We start from the raw sequence: 22,115 nt of genomic DNA, 5'->3' as shown, positions 1-22,115 counted from the left end.
GGCGGACGACTGTGTTTCAAGCGAATGTCAATGTCAATCGGTTATTCTGGCGCCTCCTCAACGACGGCACACACCGCAGTGTCTGAACCTCAGCCTAGTCGGCCCGCCAAACATGGCGGGCGTGGCAACGACCATCGCGGTCTGCTGGACCGCGTCCTGGAATTCCTCCATCCGGGTCCCGACTCGACCAGCGAGCTGATCGAGAACTTCGCCGAAGCGGAAGAGCGCGACCTGATCGCGCCCGAATCGCGCCAGATGCTCGAGGGCGTCCTGCGCATGGCCGAGCTCAGCGCCGGTGATGTCATGGTCGCCGCCCCGCGGATGGACCTGCTGGACATCGGCGCCGGCACCGACGAGCTGCTGGCCGCCGTGATCGACTCCGGGCACTCCCGGTTCCCGGTCTACGACGGGCAGCGGGACAACATCATCGGCATCCTGCTGGCCAAGGACCTGCTCAAGCTCCAGCGCGCCCCGGAACTGAACCTGCGCGCGCTCCTGCGCCCGGCAGTTTTCGTGCCCGAGAGCAAGGGCCTGAACGAATTGCTGCGGGACTTCCGGTCCAACCGCAATCACCTGGCCATCGTCATCGACGAATTCGGCAACACGGCGGGCCTGATCACCATCGAGGACGTGCTCGAGGAGATCGTCGGCGAGATCGAGGACGAGTTCGACGTCGCCGACGGCGACGCCGGCATCTACACCCTGGCTGACGGCAGCTACCGCGTCGCGGGCGATGCGCAGATCGAGGCGGTGAACCACGCCTTCGGCCTGTCGTTCCCGCTGGACGACTTCGACACCATCGGCGGCCTGGTCGCCCATGAGCACGGCCGCGTGCCGCGCCGGGGCGAGACGGTCGAGGTGGCGGGACTGCGCTTCGCGGTGATGATCAACCGCGGCGGCGCGGTGCGCTGGTTCAAGGTGACCCGCGCGCCGGCTCCCGAGGCCGACGACCGCAGCGGCTGATGCGCGGCGCGTCCTGGCTCCGGTCGGCGCGGCACCCGGCGCTGGCCCTGGTCGCTGGCGCGTTGCATACCGCGTCCTTCTCCCCCAGCCCCGCCTGGTGGCTGCAGCCGCTGGCGCTGGCCTGGCTGTTCTGGGCCTGCGCCGCGGCGCGCCCGCGCCGGGCCGCCGTCACCGGCGCGCTCTTCGGCACCGGCTGGCTGGCCTCGGGGCTGTGGTGGCTCTACATCAGCATGCACGACTTCGGGCACCTGCCCGTGGTCGTCTCCGCCGCCTCGGTGCTGCTGCTGGCGCTGTTCCTGTCGCTCTATTACGCGCTCGCGATGGGGCTGGCGGCGCGCGTCGCCGGCGTCGACACGGCGCCGGGCCCGTCGATCACCCCGGTCGGGCCGATCCGGCGGGTGCTCGCCTTCGCCGGACTGTGGCTCGGGGCGGAACTCGCCCGCGCCACGCTGTTCACCGGCTTCCCCTGGATCGCCAGCGGCTACGCGCATGCGCAGGGCCCGTTGGCCGCGCTGGCGCCGTATGTCGGTGTCTACGGCATCACCGCGGTCGCGGCGCTGATCGCGGCGGCGCTGGCGATGCGGCGCTGGCCGCTGCTGATCGCGCTGGTCGCCGCCGTCGGCGGCGCGCATTGGCTGCCGCGGGAGTTCACCCACGCCACCGGCACGCTGACGGTCTCGCTGGTGCAGCCCAACATCCCGCAGGACCAGAAGTTCGACCGTGCCCGTTTCGAGGACAACTTCGACCGTCTGATCTCGCTGATCGACTCGGCGCGCGGTCAGGTCGTGATCACACCGGAATCGGTGCTCCCGCTGCCGCTGGCCTATCTGGAAGACGAGCAGGTCCAGCGCCTGACGCGCGACGCGCGCGTGCGTCCACTGCTGCTGGGCACCTTCCTGGGCAACGAGCGCGACGGCTTCGTCAACTCGCTGGTGGGGCTGGGCTTCGACCAGTCCTACGACTACGGCAAGCGCCACCTGCTGCCCTTCGGCGAGTTCATTCCGCCGGGCTTCCACTGGTTCGTCAGGGCGATGAACATCCCCATGGACGACCAGGGCAGCGGCACGCACCAGCGCGCGCTGCCCTTCGCCGGCCAGCGCCTGCGGCCGCTGATCTGCTACGAGGATCTGTTCGGCGAGGACGTGGTGGCCAGCGCGCTCGACCATGGCGACCCGGCCGCGACGGTGCTGGTCAACGCCAGCAACCTGGCCTGGTTCGGGCCGCGCATGGTGCAGGACCAGCATCTGCAGTTCTCGCAGATGCGCGCGCTGGAGTTCCAGCGCCCCATCGTCCGCGCGACCAATACCGGCGCCACCGCGCAGGTCGACCACCGGGGCCGCGTCGTCGCCCGGCTGCCCGCCGAGCAGGCCGGCGTGCTGGAGGTGACGGTGGAGGGCCGCGCCGGCGTGACGCCGTACGCGCGCTGGCTGTCCGCGCTCGGGCTGTGGCCGCTGTGGGGGCTGGTGGCCCTGCTGATCGTCCCGGCCGTCCTGGCCCGTCGGACCGCGCGAAAGGCCGGCCGCCGACCGGGGGATCCGCGCGCCGCCTGAATCGGCTGCGGGCCCGCCGCAACAAGGCGGCCGCGCTCCCCGGGTGCTCCCCCGAGGACACATAGAATCGGGCGCTTTCCCCCAACGCCCGATCCACGGCCCGACGTCCATGCTGACTTTCCAGCAACTGATCCTCCGCCTGCAGGAGTACTGGTCCAAGCAAGGCTGCGCGCTGCTGCAGCCCTACGACATGGAGGTCGGCGCCGGCACCAGCCACACCGCGACCTTCCTGCGCGCGCTCGGTCCGGAGCCGTGGAAGGCCGCCTACGTCCAGCCCAGCCGCCGCCCCAAGGACGGCCGCTACGGCGAGAACCCCAACCGCCTGCAGCACTATTACCAGTTCCAGGTCGTGCTCAAGCCGGCGCCCGCCAACATCCTGGAGCTCTATCTCGGCTCGCTGGAGGCGCTGGGCTTCGACCTGAAGCAGAACGACGTGCGCTTCGTCGAGGACGACTGGGAGAACCCCACGCTGGGCTGCTGGGGCCTGGGCTGGGAGGTCTGGCTCAACGGCATGGAGGTGACGCAGTTCACCTACTTCCAGCAGGTCGGCGGCATCGACTGCAAGCCCATCACCGGCGAGATCACCTACGGCCTGGAACGCCTGGCCATGTACCTGCAGGGCAAGGAGTCCGTGTACGACCTGGTCTACACCGACGGCCTGACCTATGGCGACGTGTTCCATCAGAACGAGGTCGAGCAGTCGACCTACAACTTCGAGCACAGCGACGTGGACTTCCTGCTGGGCGCCTTCGGCGCCTACGAGCGCAAGTCCAAGGACCTGATGGACGTGCAGCTGGCGCTGCCCGCGTATGAGCAGCTGCTCAAGGCCGCGCACACGTTCAACCTGCTGGACGCGCGCGGCGCGATCAGCGTCACCGAGCGCGCCGCCTACATCGGCCGCATCCGCAACCTGGCGCGCGCCGTCGCGCAGGGTTACGTCGACAGCCGCGCGCGCCTGGGCTTCCCGATGGCGCCCAAGGACTGGGCCGACGAGGTGATCGCCCAGATCGAGAAGAAGAACGCCGAGCAGTCGGCGAAGGCGGAGAAGTCCGCGGACAAGAAGGCCGCCGCCTGAGCCGGGGAAGCAGCAGCATGAGCACCAAGAATCTTCTCGTTGAACTGTTCGTCGAGGAACTCCCGCCCAAGGCGCTGAAGAAGCTGGGCGAAGCCTTCTCGACGGTGCTGGCCGACGCGCTCAAGGCGCAAGGCCTGACCCCGGCCGACGCCGCGGTGACCGCCTTCGCCACTCCGCGTCGCCTGGCCGTGCACATCGCCGGCGTGGCCGCCAAGGCGGCCGATCGCGCCGTGCAGCAGAAGCTGATGCCCGTCGCCGTGGCGCTGGACGCCTCGGGCAATCCCACCCCGGCGCTGCTGAAGAAGCTGGCCGCGGTCGGCGCGGACGCCTCGGTCGTGCCTTCGCTCAAGCGCGCGCCGGACGGCAAGGCCGAGGCCCTGTTCCTGGACACCGTCGTCGCCGGCGCCTCGCTGCAGGACGGTCTGCAGAAGGCGGTCGACGAGGCGATCGCCAAGCTGCCGATCCCCAAGGTCATGACCTACCAGCTGGCCGACGGCTGGAGCGACGTCAAGTTCGTGCGCCCGGCCCACGGCCTGGTCGCCCTGCACGGCGACGAGGTGGTGGCCGTGACCGCGCTGGGCCTGAAGTCGGGCCGCGTCACGCGCGGTCACCGCTTCGAGTCCAAGACCGCGACGATCGAGATCAGGAACGCCGACAGCTACGAGCAGCAGCTGCGGGAAGAGGGCGGCGTGATCGCCGGCTTCGAGCAGCGCCGCAACGAGATCGTGCGCCAGCTGCAGGCCCAGGCCGCCCCGCTGGGCCTGACGCCCATCGACGCGCCCGAGCTGCTGGACGAGGTGAACGCGCTGGTCGAGCTGCCCAACGTGCTCTCGTGCCAGTTCGAGCCCGACTTCCTGGCCGTCCCGCAGGAATGCCTGATCCTGACGATGAAGGCCAACCAGAAGTACTTCCCGCTGCTGGACGGCCACGGCAAGCTGACCCACCGCTTCCTGGTGGTCAGCAACGTGCATCCGGACGACGCGTCCAAGGTCGTCGAGGGCAACGAGCGCGTCGTGCGCCCGCGCCTGGCCGACGCCAAGTTCTTCTTCGACCAGGACCGCAAGAAGACGCTGGCGTCCCGCGTCGAGGGCCTGGACAAGGTCGTCTATCACGGCAAGCTGGGCAGCCAGGGCGAGCGCACGCAGCGCGTGGTCGCGATCTCGCATGCGATCGTGAACCAGCTGCGCATGGCGCAGCTCCCGTACACCGTCGAGGCCAAGGACGAGTTCGACGTGCTGGACAGCAAGGTCAAGGAGGCCGCGCTGCTGGCCAAGGCCGACCTGCTGACCGACATGGTGGGCGAGTTCCCCGAGCTGCAAGGCGTCATGGGCGGCTACTACGCGCGCCATGAGGGCCTGCGCGACGGCGTGGCCAAGGCCATCGAGGACCACTACAAGCCCCGCTTCGCCGGTGACGCGCTGCCGCGCAACCACACCGGCACGGTGGTCGCGCTGGCCGACAAGCTGGAGACCCTGATCGGTCTGTTCGGCATCGGCCAGCTGCCCACCGGCGACAAGGACCCGTTTGCGCTGCGCCGCCATGCGCTGGGCGTGATCCGCATCCTGGTCGAGAACCACATGCACCTGGAGCTCCCGGAGCTGATCCGCGGCGCGCTGCCCGCCTTCGGCGAGCTGATCCAGGATCCGAGCGAGGCGCTGCTGAGCTTCTTCTCCGACCGGCTGGCCGTGAGCCTGCGCGACCAGGGCTACAGCGCCCAGGAAGTCGACGCGGTGCTGGCGCTCAACCCGACCCGCCTGGGCGACGTGCCCAAGCGCCTGGAAGCGGTGCGTGCATTCGCCGCGCTGCCCGAGTCTGCTTCGCTGGCCGCGGCCAACAAGCGCGTGGGCAACATCCTCAAGAAGGTCGAGGGCGAGCTCCCGACCGAGGTGAAGCCCGCGCTGCTGGTCGAGGCCGCCGAGAAGGCCCTGGCCGACGCGCTGGCCGGCGTGAAGCCGCAGGCGGATCAGCTCTTCGAGCAGCACGACTACGCCGGCTCGCTGAAGGCGCTGGCCGCGCTGAAGGCGCCGGTCGACGCGTTCTTCGACGACGTGATGGTCAACGCCGAGGACGCCGCGCTGCGCGCCAATCGCCAGGCGCTGCTCAAGCAGCTGCACGAGGCGATGAACCGCGTCGCCGACCTGTCGCGTCTGGCGGTCTGATCCCTGGATCGTCCGTCGTCGTTCCACTGACCCTCTGATCCACGCTCACCGGAGACCTCGATGCCCACCCGGTCCGACCATCCGCATGGCATGAAGCTGGTGATCCTGGGCCGCGACGGCACGATCAACCGCTACCGCGACGACCACGTCAAATCGCCCGAGGAACTTGAGCCGCTGCCCGGCGCGCTCGAGGCCGTCGCGCGGCTGAACCACGCGGGCTGGCACACGGTGCTGGCGACGAACCAGCCCGGCATCGGCCGCGGCCTGCTGGACATGGCCTCGCTGAACGCGGTCCACCTCCGGCTGAACCAGCTGCTGGCGGAGAAGGGCGGTCGTCTGGACGCCGCCTTCTTCTGCCCGCATGCGCCGGAAGAGAACTGCAACTGCCGCAAGCCGTTGCCCGGCCTGCTGGAGCAGATCGGCGAGCGCTTCAGCGTGGACCTCCCGCAGGTGCACATGGTCGGCGCCAGCGTGCGCGACGTGCAGACCGCGCGCAACGCGGGCTGCGTGCCACACCTGCTGCGCGGCGACCGGCTGGGCGACGTCGACGAGGCGCAATTGCAAGAGCAGCTCGCGCTGGTGCCCGGCACCCGCGTGCATCAGGACCTGGCCGCGTTCGCCGACGCGCTCATCCTCCAGGACCGCCGCGCGCGCGCCGAGTCGCGCGGCGAATCCATCGAACCGTCCACCGGCCCCGGAGATCTGAGCTGATGCTCATCGCCCTGCGTTCCCTTCTCTTCGTCCTCTACCTGATCGTCACCGTCGTCCCCTGGGGCACCGCGGTCGTGGTGTGCTCGCTGTTCCTGAACAGCACCCAGCTCTACTGGATGTGCGCCGGCTGGCTGCGCGTGGCCATCTGGGGCGCCAAGCTGATCTGCGGCGTGCACTGGCGCGTGCGCGGCATGGACAACCTGCCCAGCGACCCCCAGCAGTCGGCCATCCTGCTGTCCAAGCACCAGTCGACCTGGGAGACCTTCGCCTACCCGATGCTGATGCCGCGCCCGCTGGCCTACGTCTTCAAGCGCGAGCTGATCTACATCCCCTTCTTCGGCTGGGCCATGGCGCGGCTGGACATGATCCACATCGACCGCAGCAAGCGCAGCGAGGCCTGGAACAAGGTGGCCGCGCAGGGCAAGCGCATCACCGCCCAGGGCAACTGGGTGATCATGTTCCCGGAAGGCACGCGCGTGGCGCGTGGCAAGGCCGGCGAATACAAGAGCGGCGGCACCCGCCTGGCGGTCGAGACCGGCCAGCCGGTCGTGCCCATCGCGATGAACTCCGCCGTGTGCTGGCCGCGCAAGAGCTTCCTGCTGCGCCCGGGCGTGATCGACGTGTCGATCGGCCCGATGATCCCCAGCGCCGGCCGCACCCCGGCCGAGCTGATGAAGGACGTGCAGCAGTGGATCGAGACCGAGATGCGCGTGCTCGATCCGGCCGCCTATCCGGCGGGCGAGGCGGGCACCGCGACCTCGGCGCCGCCTCCCGCTCCGGCGAAGGCCTGACTACACTCGCAGACCATGCTCCCCTCCAAACTGCGGGGCCTGGCCGGACTGCTGAACTTCACCCAGCTGTCGCTCTTCGACAGCGAGCCCGAGCCCACGCCGCCGCGTCCCGCGCCTGAACCCGTCGTCCCGCCGCCCCGCGCGCGCGCCGACGGCGCCAGTACGCGCCAGGTCTTGCTGCAGGGGCAGGCGATTCCCTACGAACTCAAGCGCGCGCGTCGCCGCAGCATTGGCTTCACGGTGAGCGAGGACGGCCTGCGCGTGTCCGCCCCGAAATGGGTGCCGCTGGGCGACATCGACAACGCGCTCCAGCAGAAGGGTGAGTGGATCCTGCGCAAGCTGGTCGAGCAGCGTGAGCGCGCTCGCCGCACGCAGGCCGCGCGCGTGCACTGGGGCGACGGCTGCTCGCTCCCGTATCTGGGCGAGCCGCTGATCGTGGTGCTGGATCCGTCGCTGACGGGCGTCCGGCTCGACGAGGGTCAGGCCGATCCCCAGCCGACGCTGGCCAGCGTCGCGCGTCGCATGCTCTACGTGGGTCTGCCGCAGGACGCGGCACCCGACCAGATCCGCGACACGGTGCAGGCCTGGCTGCAGCGCCAGGCGCGCCAGCGCTTCGAGCAGCGCTGCCGCCACTTCGCCGAGCCGCTGGGCGTGACCATGGCCGGGCTGAGGCTGTCCTCGGCGCAGACGCGCTGGGGCAGCGCCAGCGCCGACGGGATGATCCGGCTGAACTGGCGGCTCATCCATTTCTCTCCGGCGCTGATCGACTACGTCGTCGCGCATGAACTGGCCCATCTCAAGGAGATGAACCACAGCCCGCGCTTCTGGGCGGTGGTGCGCTCGGTGATGCCGGATTACGAACTCGCTCGCGACCGCCTCAAGCAGGCGGTGCTGCCGCTGATGGACGAGGCCTGACCCGTCAATAACTTACGACGGTAACGTGAGGAGTTCTTGTTTCCCCCTTTGGGGGGGCTTGTAGCTCAAATGAGTGGCGAGCACACTCGCCAGCGCTGTCATCACCGCATCTGAGGTCTGTCGCGAAAGCGGTTTCCTCCCGGCGGCGCCAGGGTCCCCCAGCCGCCAGGCTGCTCCGGTCGACCCGCGCCGACAACCGACAAACTGATGCATACAAGGCTCAGCGCCGCTGCCCCGATCGGGGTGGCGGCGACTGATTCCTCTCTCGGACAGATCCCCCACCGACACCACGCGCCCACCGCCGATCAGGCGACGGGCCGATCGCGCTCGACCGTGCTCGACCGTGCTCAGGCCGAGAAGCGGTAGACGCCATCCGGGTCCAGCGACCGCGTCAGCGTGCCCGCCAGCCACAGCCGGTTCAGGTGGGCGACGGCCTCGCCCATGGCGAAGGTCGTCTGATGCAGGTCCAGCGGACGCCGGAACATCATCGGCAGCAACTCCGCCGCATGGCAAGGCTTGGCGCTGCAGGCCTCGACGACCTCGGCCAGGCGCTCGGCGTGGTGTTCCTGCAGCTGGTCGATGCGCGCGCGCAGGCCGCGGAAGGGCTTGCCGTGCGCCGGCAGCACCAGCGTGTCCTCGGGCAGCGGCAGCAGGCGCTCGAGCGAGTCCAGGTACAGCGTCAGCGGATCGGCCTCGGGCTCGACGTCCACCACCGAGACGTTGGTCGAGATGCGCGGCAGCACCATGTCGCCGGAGATCAGGATCCCCAGGGACTCGCTGAACAGGCTGATGTGCTCGGGCGCGTGGCCGTAGCCGACCAGGCAGCGCCAGCGGTGTCCGCCGATCTCGACCGTCATCCCGTCCAGCAGCCGCCGGAAAGCCGACGGCACCGCGGGCACCATGCTCGGGTAGTAGCTCGCGCGGCCTCGGATCTTGGCCAGTGCCTCGGGATCGCTCAGCCCGTGGCTGCCGAAGAAGGCCGCCGCCGCGTCGCCGCCCATGCCCACCGTCGAGGACGAGGCCAGCTTGGCCAGTTGGTAGTCCGTCGCGCTGATCCACAGCCGGCACTGCCAGCGCTCGGTCAGCCAGTGCGCCAGGCCCATGTGGTCGGGATGGAAGTGGGTGACCAGCACCCGCAGCACCGGGAGGCCGTCCAGGTGGGCGTCGAAGACGCGCTCCCAGTTCTCCTTCGTGGCGTCGCTGTGGATGCCGCAATCCACGATGGACCAGCCTTCCCGACCGTCCAGGGTGTCGCGCAGCAGCCAGAGGTTGATGTGATCCAGCGCGAAGGGCAAGCCCATCCGGACCCATCGCACCCCGGGGGCGACCTCGAGGACCGTGCCGGGCGCCGGCAGCGCGTCGCCCAGGGGGTAGGAGAGTTCCGATTCGCGAGGATTGGCCATGGCTGAGGACTCTTTAGACTTTAGACTTACGTTTACGTCAACGTCATTTGCCAGTGTAGCCATGAGCACCGAATCGCGTCCGAGCCTAGGTGACACCTCGCCCACCGCGGGCGGTCCCGCCGACGAGGCGCTGCCGGGCCCCGGCGACGCGGCCGACGGCGGCGAGCCTGCCGGTCCGCTGTTCACGATCACCGAGCTGGCGGCCGAGTTCGACATCACCCCCCGCGCGATCCGCTTCTACGAGGACATGGGCCTGCTGACGCCGGCGCGCGCCGGCCGCAACCGCGTCTACACGCAGCGCGACCGCACGCGGCTGAAGCTGACGCTGCGCGGCAAACGCCTGGGCCTGGCGTTGCAGGAGATCAAGCAGCTGGTCGACATGTACGACAGCCAGGCCGACACCGTGCCGCAGCTGCGCGCCTTCCTGGGCGTGCTGCAGCAGCATCGCCGGCAGCTGCACCAGCAGCTCAGCGACATCGAAGTGACGATGGCGGAGATTGCTCAGCACGAAGAGCGCTGCCGCGCGCTGCTCGCCGAGGCCGGCCAGCCCGCCGACTGAGTTCGGGGCTGTTCGGAGCGCTCGAAGACCCTCACCGCGGCCCTACACTGCGCCGCCATGAACGGCCTGCATCTCACCGCCGACCTGTCCGGCTGCACCCTGTCCGCGCTGCTGCTCGATGAGCACGAGCTCGCGTCACGCACCCGGGCCGCCGCCGAAGCCGCCGGGCTGAGCGTCGTCGGCGAGCAATGGCATCGCTTCCCCGATGCGCTCGACGGCCAGCCCGGAGGGGTGACGGGCATGTTGCTGCTGGCGGAGTCCCACGCGGCGCTCCACACCTGGCCGGAGATCGCCTCGGTGACGCTGGACGTGTACGTCTGCAACTACGGCGGGGACAACAGCGTCAAAGCCGAGGCCATGATGGCGGCGCTGATCGAGATGTTCTCACCGGCGCAAGCGCTGAGGCAGCGCCTGGGGCGTGGGCGGCTGGGTGAAGACGCGGTCGCTTGAGTCGGCGCGGCGCTTGAATGGCACGGCATTTGAGCAAGCGCGGCATTTGAGCAGGCAAGGCACTTGAGCAGGCAAGGTGCTCAAGGCTCCCTCGCCCACGAAGTGGGAGAGGGCGGGGGGTGAGGGCCGTCGCAGGCTGCGGAGCGCCAATCGCAGTCGGCTTGGCATCGACTCGCGCTCTGGCCACTCACCGGCCCTCACCCCAACCCCTCTCCCGCCAGCGGGCGAGGGGCTTCCGAGCGGCCTGCGTCGCGGCTTACTTCGCGGCAGGCGTCGCGCCAGCCGATCCTTCCTTGGCCACCGCCGTCGCCTCCGGCTTCACCGCCGGCTTGAACATCCCCATCACGTCACGCTTGCCGCGTTCCAGATAAGGCACCGGCTGGTCCATCCACGCGGGACGCGGGCTGCCCAGCAGGTAATGGTCGAAGAACTCGGCCATGTGCACGGTGTAGTGCTTGGTGTTGTCGCGGTCCCGCAGGCCGTGCTTCTCGCCGTTGTAGTTGAACCAGTAGGCTTCCTTGCCCAGCCGGCGCAGCGCCGTGAAGAACTCGATGCCCTGGTACCAGGGCACCGCGTCGTCGTCGTCGTTGTGGATGGTCAGGTAGGGCGTGGTGACCTTGTCGACACGGAAGATCGGCGAGTTCTCCATGTACAGGTCCGGACGCTCCCACGGCGTGGCGCCGATGCGGCTCTGGCCGTGCTCGTACTGGAAGGCCCGGCTGATGCCCGCGCCCCAGCGGATGCCGCCGTAGCCGCTGATCATGTTGGCCATCGACGCGCCGGCCTCCGCGGCGCGGAACATGTGGGTGTGCGTGATCAGGTAGTTGATCTGGTACGCGCCCCAGCTGTGACCCTGGATGCCCACCCGCTTGGGATCGACATAGCCCTTGGCGATCTGCTGGCGGATCGCCGGCAGCACCGTGTTCATCGCGCTCTTGCCCGGATGACCGGTCGTGTACACGATGTCCGGACGCAGCACGAGGTAGCCGTTGGAGACGTAGCGCGAGACGTTGATGTTCTGGCTCGGCGCTGGCGGCACGTAGCGGTACCGGTTGTCGGTCATCTTCTCGTAGATGTAGACCATCATCGGGTACTGCTTCTTCGGGTCGAAGCCGGCCGGCTTGGCCAGCAGCGCGCGCAGCTTCTTCCCGTCGCCCGTCGTGTACTCGATCAGCTCCTGCGTGCCCCAGGCGTATTGCGCCTGCTGCGGGTTGGCGTCGCTGATCCTGCTCGGGGACTGCAGGCCCAGCGTCGAGGTCCACAGGTCGGGGAACTCGCTGAAGGTCTGCTGCGTGAAGACCACGCGGTCCGCGTCCTTGGCCTTGATCAGGCCGCCGATCATCTTGTCGTCCTGGATCAGCGTCTTGGGCAGGCCGCCGGTGGCGTCCACGCGGTAGTAGCCGCTGGCGCGCGAGACGTCCTGCGTTCCCGCCAGCATCAGCGTGTCGGCGGGCAGCGGCTTGGCGTCCGCGTCCTCGGGATCGAGCGGCACGACGCGCAGCTCCAGGCCTTGCTTGCGGCCCCAGCCCTGCGTCAGGTTCTGCGTCTTGCCGGTGGCGGGCTGGATGGCCCAGAGGTCGAACTTGTCGTAGACGACGACGCTGTCGTCATCGGCGGTCCAGCCGGCCGCGCCATACGGGGAGGGCAGGTCCGGCACGTCGCGGTCATCGTTGTCGAAGCGCGACTTGATCTTGCCGGTCAGGTTGATCGCCTCGGCGGTGTCGGTGCGCCAGGCCACCCAGCGGGCGGCGTTGGCGTCGAAGCCCAGCGCGTACTTGCCGCCCGGGGACAGCTTGGGCGCGTGGCGCAGCTTGCGGCCCAGCGGCTTGGCCGCGCCGGTGTGCAGGTCCACCGCGTAGGCGTCCTGGTACAGGCCTTCCCAGGACATCAGCTGGCGGTAGGGCAGCTCGCTCAGGCCCAGCGCGACGCGGGCGTTCTCGTTGACCTGGACGGTGGGCAGGTCCTTGGTCGCGAGCTGCACGAAGCGGGCCTGATCCACGTCGGTGCCCAGGTGCACGACGGCGCGGTAGCTGCGCACGCGTTCGCGCTCGGCCTTGGCCTTCTGCGCCGATTGCAGCTCCGGGTCCTTCCAGTGCCACAGATCGACCTTCATGGGCTCGGGCGCGTCCTTGGGCTCGGCGGCGGGCAGTTCGGCGGTGCTCAGGAACAGGCGCTGGCCGTCCTTGCTGAAGCTCAGCGGCGCGTGCTCGCTCGGCGTCCAGCCGGCGGGCATGCCGGCGGTGTCGGCGCTGACCAGCACCGAGGCGGAGGTCGCGCCCGCCTTCCACAGGAAGAGCTTGAACGGCGTCGGATCGGGCTTGCCGTCCTTCGCGTCGGGCTTGGTCTCGTCGGCCTTGGCGGCCTTGCCGCCGGCCTTCTCGGCGGCCGTCTCGGCCGCCTTCTCCCGGGCCTTGTCCTCGGCCGCCTTGCGCTTGGCGGCCGCGGTCACGGCGACATGGTCGCGGTTGGTGACGAAGGCCAGTTGCCGGCCGGCCTCGTCGAAGCGCAGCTGCTTGTAGCTGCCGGCGCCGCTCAGCACGGCGCGGGGCTGGGTCGGCTCGGCGGCGTCGACGAGGTACACGCCTTCACGCGCGGTCTCGTCGGCGGCGACCGGCGTCGAGGCCTTGGCGTCGACGGGCGCGTCGGCCTTGGCCTGCGCCTTCGCGTCGACCGGAGGCGTCGAACCGGACGCGGCGGCGGCAGGGGCCGCGGCGGTCCTGGGCTTCGCGGCGTCCTTCGCGGGCTCCTTCACCGACACGGTGTAGGCGAGCAACCGGCCCTGCTTGTCCCAGGCGAAATCGGCGACGTCCTTGAACGCATGGCGCTCGCGGGTCGTGGCGTCGATCAGGATCAGCTCGGTGCCGGGCGCCTTCTTGGCGGAGGGGCCGCCCTGGCCGTCGGCCGCGGCTTCCTGGTCGAGGCGATCCGAGGCCATCGCGGCGAACGCGGCGTCGGCATCGACGTCCTCCGCGCGATCGTCGCGATCGGTCTTCGCGGGCGCGTCCTTCGCGCCGTCCTTCTTCAGCGGCGCGTCCAGCAGCAGGGCCAGGGTCTGGCCGCCGTCCTTGCCCCAGGCGAAGCGCTTGACGCGCTCGACCGTCTCGACCTTGCCGGTGGCCAGGTCCATCAGCGCGGCGCCGGCCTTGGGCGCGTCGTCGCCCTTCTTCTTGTCCTTCTTGGCCTTGTCGAGGTCGACGCGCGTGGGCTGCACGGCGAAGGCGACGAAGCGGCCGTCGGCGCTGAAGGCCGGCGCGGTGCCGCGCGGCGAGCGGTACTCGCGGCCGTCGGCGACATGGCGCACGACCAGCTCGCCATCGGACTCCTGGCCCACCAGCGCATAGGCGATCCACTGGCCGTCGCGGCTGAGCTGCGTGCCCTGGATGCTGCGCCAGCCGGCGTAGACGTCATGGGTGATGGGGCGCTGGGCCGAGACCGGCGCGGCGATCGAGGCCGCGGCGGCGGCCACCGGCGTGGCGGTCTGCGGCGGGGTGGCGGCGCTCAGCGGCGCGAGGGGCAGAAGGGCCAGCGACAGGGCCGGCAGCGACTTGAACAGGGAAGCGTGCATGGGGCGGGGTTATAGCAAGCGCCCCCCTGTCCGGAACAAAGACATTCCCGAGGTTTCGGGCCCGATCCCGGGGCCGCGGGCCTCGGTTGTGCGGTGCTCGCCGCAAGCGGCCGGAGGCCGCTCGCGCGATCGGCTCTGCGCCCGCGCGGGCTCAGCCGGCGGCGGCCGTCAGCGTCTTCTCCAGCCAGGCCTGCAGGGCCTGGATCTCGTCCATGCTGACCTCGTGGGCCATCGGGTACTCGTGCCATTCGACCTCGTGGCCGAGGCGGCGCAGCTCGGCCAGCGAGGCCTGCGCGCGGGCCGGCACCACGACACCGTCGTTCGTGCCGTGCGCCATGAAGATGGGGGTGTCCGCGTTGGCGGCGTGGCGTTCGGCCTCGGTGGTCTCCAGCAGCGGCAGGTAGCCGGAGAGGCCCACCAGCCCAGCGAGCTTGCGCGGGTGGCGCAGCCCGGTCATCAGCGTCATCGCGCAGCCCTGCGAGAAGCCCATCAGCACGACGCGCTCCGGCGGGATGCCGTGCTCGCGCTCCTCGCGGGCGATCAGGTCCTCGATCAGCGCCTGCGAGGCGCGCACGCCGTCGGCGTCCTCGCGCCGGGTCAGGTCGCCGTTGCGGATGTCGTACCAGGCGCGCATGCGCATGCCGCCGTTGAGGGTCACCGGGATCTCCGGCGCGGTCGGCAGGACGAATCGCAGGCCGCCATGGGCCAGCACCGGACGCAGGTCCAGCGCCTGGCACACCGGCACGAAGTCGTTGCCGTCCGCGCCCAGGCCGTGCAGCACGAGGATGCTGAAGCGAGGGGTCTCGCGGGTTTGCAGTTCGATGGTGGCGAGGGAGGTCATGGCGCGCATCGTAGGCCCTGGCGCCGCTCGTCGTGTCGCCCGTCGCGCGGTCCCCGCGCCGTATCGCGCCTCGCTGCAGTTGGTCGCATGCGCCGCGCGCCGAGGGAACCCGATGCGTAGTCTTCGCCACATGGCATCAGCAGATGCCGCCGACATCGAAAGGAGCCCCATGTCCGACAGCGAAGAACTCAACCGACTGGCCGATCTGCATCAGCGCGGCATCCTCAGCGACGAGGAGTTCGCCAAGGCCAAGGCCCGCGTGCTGGGCGGCGAGGGCGCCAGCGCCTCCGGGGCCTGGACCGCCACCGGTCCCGACGGCACCGCCTACGGCCCCGGCAGCGCGGCCCACGGCTCGGCGCGCTACGCGACCCCGCAGGGCGGCGCGCCCGCCGTCAACGCGATCAACGCGCTGCGCCGCAGCCGTGACGATCGCTGGCTGGGCGGCGTGTGCGGCGGCATCGCGCGGCTCACCGGCATCGCGTCCTGGTTCTGGCGCATCGTCTTCGTCGGACTGACGCTGTGCGCGGGCGTCGGGCCGCTGCTCTACCTGCTGATGTGGATCTTCATCCCGCTGGAGGATTGAACGAGGACCGGGCCCCCGGGACGCGACGGCAGGCGGGACGGCTCAGCGCCGTCCCCGCAGCAGATAAGCGGAGGCGAGCCAGCGGCGCTCGACCTCCGCTTCTTTCATCCGGGCCTCGAGCTGCCGCCACGGGCAGTCCAGTCCGTCCATGCGTGTCACCGAATGCACCGCCGCCCCCAGCACGAACAGGTTGCTCAGCGGGAGCCAGGGGGGCGCCCAGACCAGCCCCGCGGCGACGACGCGCCCGCCCGGCTTGAGCACCGCCAGCGCGCGCTCCAGCGCCGCCAGGCTCTGCAGCACGTCGTGGGTGAAGAAGAACAGCGCGGCGTCCGCGCGCCGGTCGCCGAGCACGGCCTCATAAGGCGCGTCCTCGGCCGCGGCGGCCAGGAAGTCCACCGGGGCGCCCAAGTGGCCGGCGCGGGAGCGTTGCCGGGCCTGACGCATCATGGCCTCGCAGGGCTCGACGGCGACGACGCGGCCGGCCGGGCCGACCGCCTCGCACAGCCCGGGCAGGCTCAGACCGGTGCCGGCGCCGATGTCCAGCACCGTGTCGCCGGGCCGCAGCGCCAGCGCCGCGATCGCCTCGCGGCGCAGCGGCGCCACCGGCATCAGCTCGTAGTCGTAGACCGCCGCGCGGCGGCCGTAGAGGGCGTTCAGCGCGTGCAGCGCGGGCCGCTCGTCATGCGTGTTCATGGGCTCCCTTTGCCGTCGCCGAGGACGCCGGCAGGGCGTCGAAACTGGGGAGAGCGCTCTGACGGCGTCTTCGCGGCCCCGTCGGCGAGGGCGGAGGCGCGGCCCAGCTTCGCGTGATGCGACCGCCGGGTCAAGCTGGAAAAGCAAGTCATTGCTCGCCGTCACGGAATCGTCATGCGCGACCGAAAGAATCCGCGCCCATGCGCGTAGAACACCCCACAGGCCCGCGGATTGCCCGCCGTGCCGCTCTGCTGGCCGCGGCCGTCGCCGCGATCGCCGCTTCCCCCCTGCTCCAGGCCGAGCCCGCCGCCCAAGCCCAGGCCGCTCCGGCCGCCGCCGAGGCGGCTCTGGACCTCAAGTTCTCCCAGTTCTTCACGACGCCGATCGGCCCCGCGGGTCTGGCGTTGTCGGACGCTCTGCGCGGCGCCGATGGCCGCCAGGTGCGCCTGGTGGGCTACATGGTCGCCCAGGAGGACGCCAAGCCGGGCCGCTTCTGGTTCACGCCGCGCCCGGTGCGCATGAGCGAGCACGCGGACGGCGAGGCCGACGACCTGCCCGCGTCGACCGTGACCGTGCTGCTGGACCCCGCCCAGAAGGAGCGCCTGGTCGCGCACCGCGACGGCCTGGTGGTGCTGACCGGCACGCTGTCGGTGGGCCGCTTCGAGGACGAGACCGGGCGCGTGTCCTGGGTCCGTCTGCAGTTGGCCCCCGGCGCGCTCGAGACCCAGGCCAGCGCCGACGCCAAGCCCGCCGGCCACGGGCATTGAGCCCGTCGCCCCGATCCTCCGATCTTCCGCGGCCCTGAGGGCCGCCACCCCCGCCGCTCGGGCCGTCGCCGACGGCGGGCTGCCGATTCCCGGGCCCGCGATCGACGCGCGGCCCGCCGATTTCTCCGACTCGAGTCCACATCGATGAAACCCCTGCCCACCCTGCTCGCCGGCGCCTGCGCGTTGCTGGCGTTGTCCGCGCAAGCGGCCCCGACGGTCACCCGCCTGACGCCGCCCAGCGAGCTGTTCTCCAGCGGCCAGCCCGAGCCCGTGATCGCGCGCTTCCTGCCCGGCCAGCGCTTCGACCTACAGGCGACGATCAAGCCGGACGCCGGCCAGCGCATCACCGCCGCGCGCTTCCTGATCGACGGCAAGCCGGTCGACGCGACCGTCGCGCTGCGTGACTGCGCCAGCGGCTGCGTCAAGGGCCTGAGCGCCGAGACCGCCATCGCCACCGTGCGCGCCGTCGGCATCGAGAAGGCCGGCCGCCACGAGTTCAGCGTCGAGGCCACCCAGGCCGACGGCCAGAAGGTCACCGCCACCGGCAACTTCGACGTGATCCCCTTCGCCGCCGCGATGGGCCCCAAGATCAAGAACGTCATCATCCTGCTGGGCGACGGCATGGGCGCGGCGCAGCGCACCGCGGCGCGCATCGTCAAGGGCGGCTACGCGCAGGGCAAGGCCATCCACCCGCTGGCGATGGACACCTTCCCGGCGACCGCGCTGGTGAAGACCTCGTCGCTGAACTCCATCGTCACCGACTCCTCGCCGGGCATGACGTCCTACGTCTCCGGCAACAAGAACAACAACAATGAAGAGGGCGTGTTCCCCGACGACACCGTCGACGCCTTCGACAACCCGCGCATCGAGTACCTGTCCGAGTACCTGCACCGCACGCAGGGCAAGGCGCTGGGCATCGTGACCACGGCCGACGTCTTCGACGCCACGCCCGCAGGCAACGCGGTGCACACCAGCAACCGCGGCGCGGGCACCGGCATCGTCGACCAGTTCTTCGACGACCGCTCGCGCACCGGCCTGACCGTGCTGATGGGGGGCGGCCGCAAGTGGTTCCTGCCGGCCGGCACGCCGGGCTCGGAGCGCGCGGAGGCCAACGACTACGCCTTCTCCGCCACCGACCCGCACACCGCCGAGATCGTCAAGCGCTGGGGCGCGGCCCCGGGCGCGAAGGACAAGGACCGCGACCTGATCCAGGAATTCCAGGCCGCCGGCTATCGCTACGCGCCGACGAAGTCCGAGCTGGACGCCGCCATCGCGGGCAAGGGCGCCGACAAGCTGCTGGGCCTGTTCGCGTTCTCCAACATGAATGTGGCGCTGGACAAGATCGACGGCCGCCGTGGCGTGAAGAAGGGTCTGGGCGGCGGCAGCGTGGTCGACGACTACGGCTTCCCCGACCAGCCGATGCTGGACGAGATGGCCAAGGCCGCGATCGCGACGCTGAAGAAGCAGTCCAAGGGCTTCGTGCTGATGATCGAGGGCGCGTCCATCGACAAGCAGGCGCACAACATGGACAGCGAGCGCTGGATGCTGGACACCATCGAGTTCGACCGCGCGGTGCAGGTGGCGCAGGACTTCGCGCGCGAGAACGGCGACACCCTGGTCATCGTGACCGCGGACCACGAGTGCTCGGGCGCGGCGCTGATCGGCGGCTCGATGCTGACGGACAAGGCGCTGCAGGAAGCGGCGACCAAGAAGGGCGCGGCCAACCTGCGCGACAAGGTCGTCGGCGTCTACGAGAAGGCCGGCTTCCCGCGCTATCGCATCGCGGCCGACGGCTATCCGGAAGCGACCGACATCGACTACCGCCTGCTGGTGGGCTACGGCGCGAACGCGGACCGCTACGAAGACTGGCGCACCAACAACACGCCGCTGCGTGACACGCAGCAGCCGATGGCCAAGAGCGAGCCGCTGAAGTGGTACCCGGCGAACGCGGCCGAGCGCGACGACGCGCTGGGCGAGTACCTGGTCACCGGCCAGGTGCCCGGCGAGCAGGCCGTGCACACGGCGACCGACATTCCGCTGTCGGCCTTCGGCCCGGGCGCGCTGGCCTTCACCGGCGTGATCGACAACACGGATGTGTTCTTCAAGGTCGCGCAGGCGGCGGTCAAGGGCGTCACCGCCCCGGCCGACGCCACCGGCGCGAAGAAGCCGGCGAAGTCGGCGAAGTAAGCGCGCCGATCGGCGGCACGGGCCAGGCACCGTGGCGCGATGACGCATCGAATGGGGACCACGAGGTCCCCATTTTTCATGGGGATGTCGAGGGCGCTGGCGCCGATGTCGACGGCGATGCGGCGGCGGCTGGCGCCACCGGTACCGTGGTGCCGCGCCAACCGCCGCCCAGCGCGCGGATCAAAGCGAGCCGGTTCTCCAGCTCGCCCTGGCGGATGCGGATCAGGTCGTTGTCCTGCGCGAAGAGGTTGCGCTGGGCGTCGAGCTCCTCGAGGTAGCTCGCGTAGCCCGCGTCGTAGCGGTCATGCGCGTACTGCAGCGAGCGCGCCAGCACTTCGCGGCGTTCCTGCGCGAAGCGGCGCTGGCGGTCCAGGCGCTCGATGCCGGCCAGCGCGTTCTCCACCTCGGTGATCGCCGTCAGCACGCGGCCGCGGTACGCATAGGCGGCCTGGTCGCGCTGCGCGGTCGCGGTGTCGAACTGCGCCTGCAGACGGCCCGCGTCGAAGATCGGCGCGAGCACGCTGCCGCCGATGCTCCAGACGCGCAGCGGGTTGTAGTCGAGCGCCGCCACGTAGAGCTTGCCGCCCGTCGCGCTGAACGAGATCTGCGGCATGAAGGCGGCCCGCCGCGCGGCCAGGGTCGCGTCGCTGGCGGCGAGCGTCAGCGAGGCTTGCGCGAGATCCGGACGCCGCTCCAGCAGCGCCGAGGGCAGCACTACTGGCGGCGCCGGCAGGTCGAGTTCCTCGAAGCGCCGGCCGCGCGGCATGTCGCCGGGCGACTGGCCGGTCAGCTGCGCGAGCGCGTTCTCCTGCCGCCGGATGGTGAGCTCCAGCTGCGGCACCTGCTGCGCGACGGAGGCGTACTCGGCCTGCGCCTGCGTGAGCTGCAGCTGCGAGATGTAGCCGATGCGCGCCTGGTCCTGCGCCAGCCGCAGCGCCTCGGCGCGCGAGTCCAGCGTGGCCTTGGACAAGGCCAGCTGGGATTCCAGCGCCAGCAGCGCGATGTAGGACTGCACCGTGGTCGCCGCCACGCTCAGCGCGGCACCGTCGCGGTCGGCCTCGCTGGCGGCGACGCGCAGGCGCGCCGCGCGGGTGAGGGCGGTCAGGCGATCCCAGAGGTCCAGCTCCCAGGAGGCCGAGAGCCCCGGCTGCACGATGTGCGACTCGGAGATGCCGGTCACCTGCAGCGTCCGCGATCCCTGCGCGACCAGCGTCGCGTTGAGCTGCGGGCCCTCGGCGGCCCGGCTCGCGGCGAGCGTGGCGCGGGCCTCGTCCAGCCGCGCGCCGGCCAGCAGCAGGTCGTTGTTGCGATCGAGCGCGCGCAGCACCAGGCCGCTCAGCACCGGATCGCCGAAGTCCTGCCACCAGTCGGGACGGATGCGCTCGCGCGCGGCGGCGTCGACCGCGGGCGCGGAGACCGTGGAGGCGCTCGACACCGGCTGTTCGCGCCAGCCGGCGGGCAGTTCGGGCCGCGCGGCCTCGGGCGGCGCGCGCAAGGCGGGCGCGCACCCGGCGAGCAGCGCCCCCCCGAGAAGTCCGATGGCCACGGAGATCCCGGGCGAGGGCGCGCGCTCCGGCACCGCCAGTCGCGGTATTCCCCACCTCATCGCGAGACTCCGGTCGCGGTCGCGGTCGGCGTGGATGGCGCGGACGTCGTGGACGACGCGGATGCGGCGGCCGATCCCGCCTCCGGCGCGTTGGTCTCGACGGTCACCACGACCGACATGCCGGGGCGCAGCCGCTCCAGCGCGGCCTGTCCCGGATCCAGCGCGATCCGCACCGGGAGGCGCTGCACGACCTTGGTGAAGTTGCCGGTCGCGTTGTCGGCCTTGAGCACGCTGAACTCCGAGCCCGTCGCCGGCGCGATCTGCTGCACCTGGCCGGTGAAGCGCACGCCCTTGAGCGCGTCGGCCTTGAACGAGGCGGCCTGGCCCACCTGCATGCGGCCGGTCTGCGTCTCCTTGAAGTTGGCGACGACCCAGAGCTGCTGCGGCACCACGAACATCAGCTGCGAGCCCGCGCTGACGTACTGCCCCAGCCGCACCGAGACCTCGCTGACCTGCCCGTCGATGGGCGCGCGGACGACGGTGTTGGCCAGGTTGATGCGCGCGGTGGCGAGCTGCGCGTCCGCGGCCTGCACGCCGGCATGCAGGCCGCCGCGGCTGACGCTGGTGGCCTTGATGCGTTCCTCGCCGATGCGGATGTCGGCGCGGGCCTTCTCGACATTGGCCGACGCCAGCCGGTTGCTGGCACGCACGCGGTCGCGCTCGTTCAGCGACACCGAACCGCGTCCCGCGAGATCCTCCACCCGCGCCAGCTCCGCGTTCGAGCGCGCCAGCTCGCCCTCGGCCGAGGCCAGGGTCGCGCGCGAGGCGGCGAGCGTCGCCCGGTTCTGCGCCTGCGTCTGATCGAAGTTGTCGAACTGCGCGGCGGCGTTGGCGCGCTGGGCCTCGACCTGCGCGACGGCGGCGGCATAGAGCCGGTCATCGATGCGCACCAGCGGCTGGCCGGCCTTCACCCGTTCGAAGTCCTTGACCAGCACCTCCACCACATAGCCGTTGACCTGCGGCGACAGCACCGTCACCGCGCCGCGCACGTAGGCGTTGTCGGTGGTCTCGTTGCTGGTGTCGAAGGGCCCCAGCTCCCAGGCCCGCAGGATCAGCGTCACGCCGACGATCGCCACCAGCGCCATCGCGACGATCGCCGTCATCGAGGCCTTCAGGTACTTGGGCGGCGCGTCGGGCGCGGGCGTGGCGGCGGGCGGTGGCGGCATCGTCGGCGTCCCGGAAGCCGCGGCCGGCGGCGGCATGGGCTGGCCGGCCCCCTCGCCGTCGGTGGGCAAGGGCAGGTCCGCGCCCGCGGTGCCGGTGGCGGAGGGGGCCATCGCGACGCTCGGAGGGACCG

At 70.9% G+C, this 22,115-nt stretch carries 18 protein-coding genes; 12 read left to right on the top strand and 6 right to left on the bottom strand.

Going from position 1 to position 22,115, the window contains the following annotated elements; genetic code table 11:
* Window positions 1-78: 78 nt before the first annotated feature.
* From MCHT01_RS24085 to MCHT01_RS24055, 7 genes are all read left to right on the top strand, one after another.
* Window positions 79-963: a CorC family transporter gene (locus tag MCHT01_RS24085; protein WP_067069872.1), complete on the top strand. Its 885-nt coding sequence runs from the start codon at window positions 79-81 to the stop codon at window positions 961-963.
* Complete coding sequence (lnt, locus tag MCHT01_RS24080; protein WP_067069869.1) at window positions 963-2,513, top strand: apolipoprotein N-acyltransferase; 1,551 nt, start codon at window positions 963-965, stop codon at window positions 2,511-2,513. Before MCHT01_RS24085 ends, lnt begins: the two co-directional genes overlap by 1 nt.
* A gap of 109 nt (window positions 2,514-2,622) precedes the next feature.
* Window positions 2,623-3,588 carry a glycine--tRNA ligase subunit alpha gene (glyQ, locus tag MCHT01_RS24075; protein WP_067069866.1) on the top strand — a complete coding sequence of 322 codons (966 nt, stop codon included), beginning with the start codon at window positions 2,623-2,625 and terminating at the stop codon, window positions 3,586-3,588.
* 17 nt (window positions 3,589-3,605) lie between these two features.
* Window positions 3,606-5,747: a glycine--tRNA ligase subunit beta gene (gene glyS, locus MCHT01_RS24070; protein ID WP_067069863.1), complete on the top strand. Its 2,142-nt coding sequence runs from the start codon at window positions 3,606-3,608 to the stop codon at window positions 5,745-5,747.
* Between the two features lie 60 nt (window positions 5,748-5,807).
* Window positions 5,808-6,458, top strand: coding sequence for a D-glycero-beta-D-manno-heptose 1,7-bisphosphate 7-phosphatase (gene gmhB, locus MCHT01_RS24065; protein ID WP_245643612.1), 651 nt, complete (start codon window positions 5,808-5,810; stop codon window positions 6,456-6,458).
* Window positions 6,458-7,249, top strand: coding sequence for a lysophospholipid acyltransferase family protein (locus MCHT01_RS24060; protein WP_067069860.1), 792 nt, complete (start codon window positions 6,458-6,460; stop codon window positions 7,247-7,249). The genes gmhB and MCHT01_RS24060 overlap by 1 nt, the downstream gene beginning before the upstream one ends.
* Before the next feature lie 15 nt (window positions 7,250-7,264).
* On the top strand, window positions 7,265-8,164 hold the full coding sequence (locus tag MCHT01_RS24055) for a M48 family metallopeptidase (RefSeq protein WP_067069857.1): 900 nt from the start codon (window positions 7,265-7,267) through the stop codon (window positions 8,162-8,164).
* Between the two features lie 347 nt (window positions 8,165-8,511).
* On the opposite strand, the gene MCHT01_RS24050 is transcribed toward MCHT01_RS24055, so the two are convergent.
* On the bottom strand, window positions 8,512-9,567 hold the full coding sequence (locus tag MCHT01_RS24050) for an MBL fold metallo-hydrolase (protein WP_067069855.1): 1,056 nt from the start codon (window positions 9,565-9,567) through the stop codon (window positions 8,512-8,514).
* A gap of 61 nt (window positions 9,568-9,628) precedes the next feature.
* On the opposite strand from MCHT01_RS24050, the gene MCHT01_RS24045 reads away from it, so the two are divergent.
* Complete coding sequence (locus MCHT01_RS24045) at window positions 9,629-10,126, top strand: MerR family transcriptional regulator (protein ID WP_084453303.1); 498 nt, start codon at window positions 9,629-9,631, stop codon at window positions 10,124-10,126.
* A gap of 57 nt (window positions 10,127-10,183) precedes the next feature.
* Window positions 10,184-10,576, top strand: a complete 393-nt coding sequence (locus MCHT01_RS24040) for an S-adenosylmethionine decarboxylase family protein (protein WP_067069852.1) — start codon at window positions 10,184-10,186, stop codon at window positions 10,574-10,576.
* Window positions 10,577-10,832: 256 nt separating this feature from the next.
* Here the strand turns inward: MCHT01_RS24040 and MCHT01_RS24035 are convergent, their stop codons facing one another.
* Window positions 10,833-14,141 carry a S9 family peptidase gene (locus tag MCHT01_RS24035; protein WP_067069849.1) on the bottom strand — a complete coding sequence of 1,103 codons (3,309 nt, stop codon included), beginning with the start codon at window positions 14,139-14,141 and terminating at the stop codon, window positions 10,833-10,835.
* Between the two features lie 151 nt (window positions 14,142-14,292).
* Window positions 14,293-14,982 carry an alpha/beta hydrolase gene (locus tag MCHT01_RS24030; RefSeq protein ID WP_067069958.1) on the bottom strand — a complete coding sequence of 230 codons (690 nt, stop codon included), beginning with the start codon at window positions 14,980-14,982 and terminating at the stop codon, window positions 14,293-14,295.
* Window positions 14,983-15,151: 169 nt separating this feature from the next.
* Here MCHT01_RS24030 and MCHT01_RS24025 point away from each other — a divergent pair, with 169 nt between their 5' ends.
* Window positions 15,152-15,565 carry a PspC domain-containing protein gene (locus tag MCHT01_RS24025; protein ID WP_067069846.1) on the top strand — a complete coding sequence of 138 codons (414 nt, stop codon included), beginning with the start codon at window positions 15,152-15,154 and terminating at the stop codon, window positions 15,563-15,565.
* A gap of 42 nt (window positions 15,566-15,607) precedes the next feature.
* Here the strand turns inward: MCHT01_RS24025 and MCHT01_RS24020 are convergent, their stop codons facing one another.
* Entirely contained in the window at window positions 15,608-16,258 is a 651-nt protein-coding gene (locus MCHT01_RS24020; protein ID WP_067069844.1) for a methyltransferase domain-containing protein, read from the bottom strand.
* 200 nt (window positions 16,259-16,458) lie between these two features.
* Between MCHT01_RS24020 and MCHT01_RS24015 the strand changes: the two genes are divergently transcribed.
* Together MCHT01_RS24015 and MCHT01_RS24010 are read left to right on the top strand one after the other, a co-directional pair.
* Complete coding sequence (locus MCHT01_RS24015) at window positions 16,459-17,025, top strand: hypothetical protein (protein WP_067069841.1); 567 nt, start codon at window positions 16,459-16,461, stop codon at window positions 17,023-17,025.
* A 144-nt stretch (window positions 17,026-17,169) separates the two neighbouring features.
* Window positions 17,170-19,212, top strand: a complete 2,043-nt coding sequence (locus MCHT01_RS24010) for an alkaline phosphatase (RefSeq protein WP_067069838.1) — start codon at window positions 17,170-17,172, stop codon at window positions 19,210-19,212.
* 76 nt (window positions 19,213-19,288) lie between these two features.
* Here MCHT01_RS24010 and MCHT01_RS24005 read toward each other — a convergent pair whose 3' ends face one another.
* Together MCHT01_RS24005 and MCHT01_RS24000 are read right to left on the bottom strand one after the other, a co-directional pair.
* Window positions 19,289-20,818, bottom strand: a complete 1,530-nt coding sequence (locus MCHT01_RS24005) for an efflux transporter outer membrane subunit (protein WP_067069835.1) — start codon at window positions 20,816-20,818, stop codon at window positions 19,289-19,291.
* On the bottom strand, window positions 20,815-22,020 hold the full coding sequence (locus MCHT01_RS24000) for an HlyD family secretion protein (RefSeq protein WP_084453314.1): 1,206 nt from the start codon (window positions 22,018-22,020) through the stop codon (window positions 20,815-20,817). The genes MCHT01_RS24005 and MCHT01_RS24000 overlap by 4 nt, the downstream gene beginning before the upstream one ends.
* Window positions 22,021-22,115 lie beyond the last annotated feature (95 nt).

Origin of the sequence: Mitsuaria chitosanitabida ATCC BAA-476 = NBRC 102408 (genome assembly GCF_001598255.1) — a bacterium.
Lineage (GTDB): Bacteria > Pseudomonadota > Gammaproteobacteria > Burkholderiales > Burkholderiaceae_C > Roseateles > Roseateles chitosanitabidus.
The sequence above is the reverse complement of the archived record's forward strand: the minus strand, read 5'-3'. Positions and strand labels throughout refer to the sequence as shown.

Bases quoted from the DNA above. Each gene is read 5' to 3' on its own strand.
- lnt (WP_067069869.1), top strand. From the start codon at position 963: ATGCGCGGCGCGTCCTGGCTCCGGTCGGCGCGGCACCCGGCGCTGGCC.
- glyQ (WP_067069866.1), top strand. From the start codon at position 2,623: ATGCTGACTTTCCAGCAACTGATCCTCCGCCTGCAGGAGTACTGGTCC.
- glyS (WP_067069863.1), top strand. From the start codon at position 3,606: ATGAGCACCAAGAATCTTCTCGTTGAACTGTTCGTCGAGGAACTCCCG.
- gmhB (WP_245643612.1), top strand. From the start codon at position 5,808: ATGCCCACCCGGTCCGACCATCCGCATGGCATGAAGCTGGTGATCCTG.
- MCHT01_RS24060 (WP_067069860.1), top strand. From the start codon at position 6,458: ATGCTCATCGCCCTGCGTTCCCTTCTCTTCGTCCTCTACCTGATCGTC.
- MCHT01_RS24055 (WP_067069857.1), top strand. From the start codon at position 7,265: ATGCTCCCCTCCAAACTGCGGGGCCTGGCCGGACTGCTGAACTTCACC.
- MCHT01_RS24050 (WP_067069855.1), bottom strand. From the start codon at position 9,567: ATGGCCAATCCTCGCGAATCGGAACTCTCCTACCCCCTGGGCGACGCG.
- MCHT01_RS24045 (WP_084453303.1), top strand. From the start codon at position 9,629: ATGAGCACCGAATCGCGTCCGAGCCTAGGTGACACCTCGCCCACCGCG.
- MCHT01_RS24040 (WP_067069852.1), top strand. From the start codon at position 10,184: ATGAACGGCCTGCATCTCACCGCCGACCTGTCCGGCTGCACCCTGTCC.
- MCHT01_RS24035 (WP_067069849.1), bottom strand. From the start codon at position 14,141: ATGCACGCTTCCCTGTTCAAGTCGCTGCCGGCCCTGTCGCTGGCCCTT.
- MCHT01_RS24030 (WP_067069958.1), bottom strand. From the start codon at position 14,982: ATGACCTCCCTCGCCACCATCGAACTGCAAACCCGCGAGACCCCTCGC.
- MCHT01_RS24025 (WP_067069846.1), top strand. From the start codon at position 15,152: ATGTCCGACAGCGAAGAACTCAACCGACTGGCCGATCTGCATCAGCGC.
- MCHT01_RS24020 (WP_067069844.1), bottom strand. From the start codon at position 16,258: ATGAACACGCATGACGAGCGGCCCGCGCTGCACGCGCTGAACGCCCTC.
- MCHT01_RS24015 (WP_067069841.1), top strand. From the start codon at position 16,459: ATGCGCGTAGAACACCCCACAGGCCCGCGGATTGCCCGCCGTGCCGCT.
- MCHT01_RS24010 (WP_067069838.1), top strand. From the start codon at position 17,170: ATGAAACCCCTGCCCACCCTGCTCGCCGGCGCCTGCGCGTTGCTGGCG.
- MCHT01_RS24005 (WP_067069835.1), bottom strand. From the start codon at position 20,818: ATGAGGTGGGGAATACCGCGACTGGCGGTGCCGGAGCGCGCGCCCTCG.
- MCHT01_RS24000 (WP_084453314.1), bottom strand. From the start codon at position 22,020: ATGCCGCCGCCGGCCGCGGCTTCCGGGACGCCGACGATGCCGCCACCG.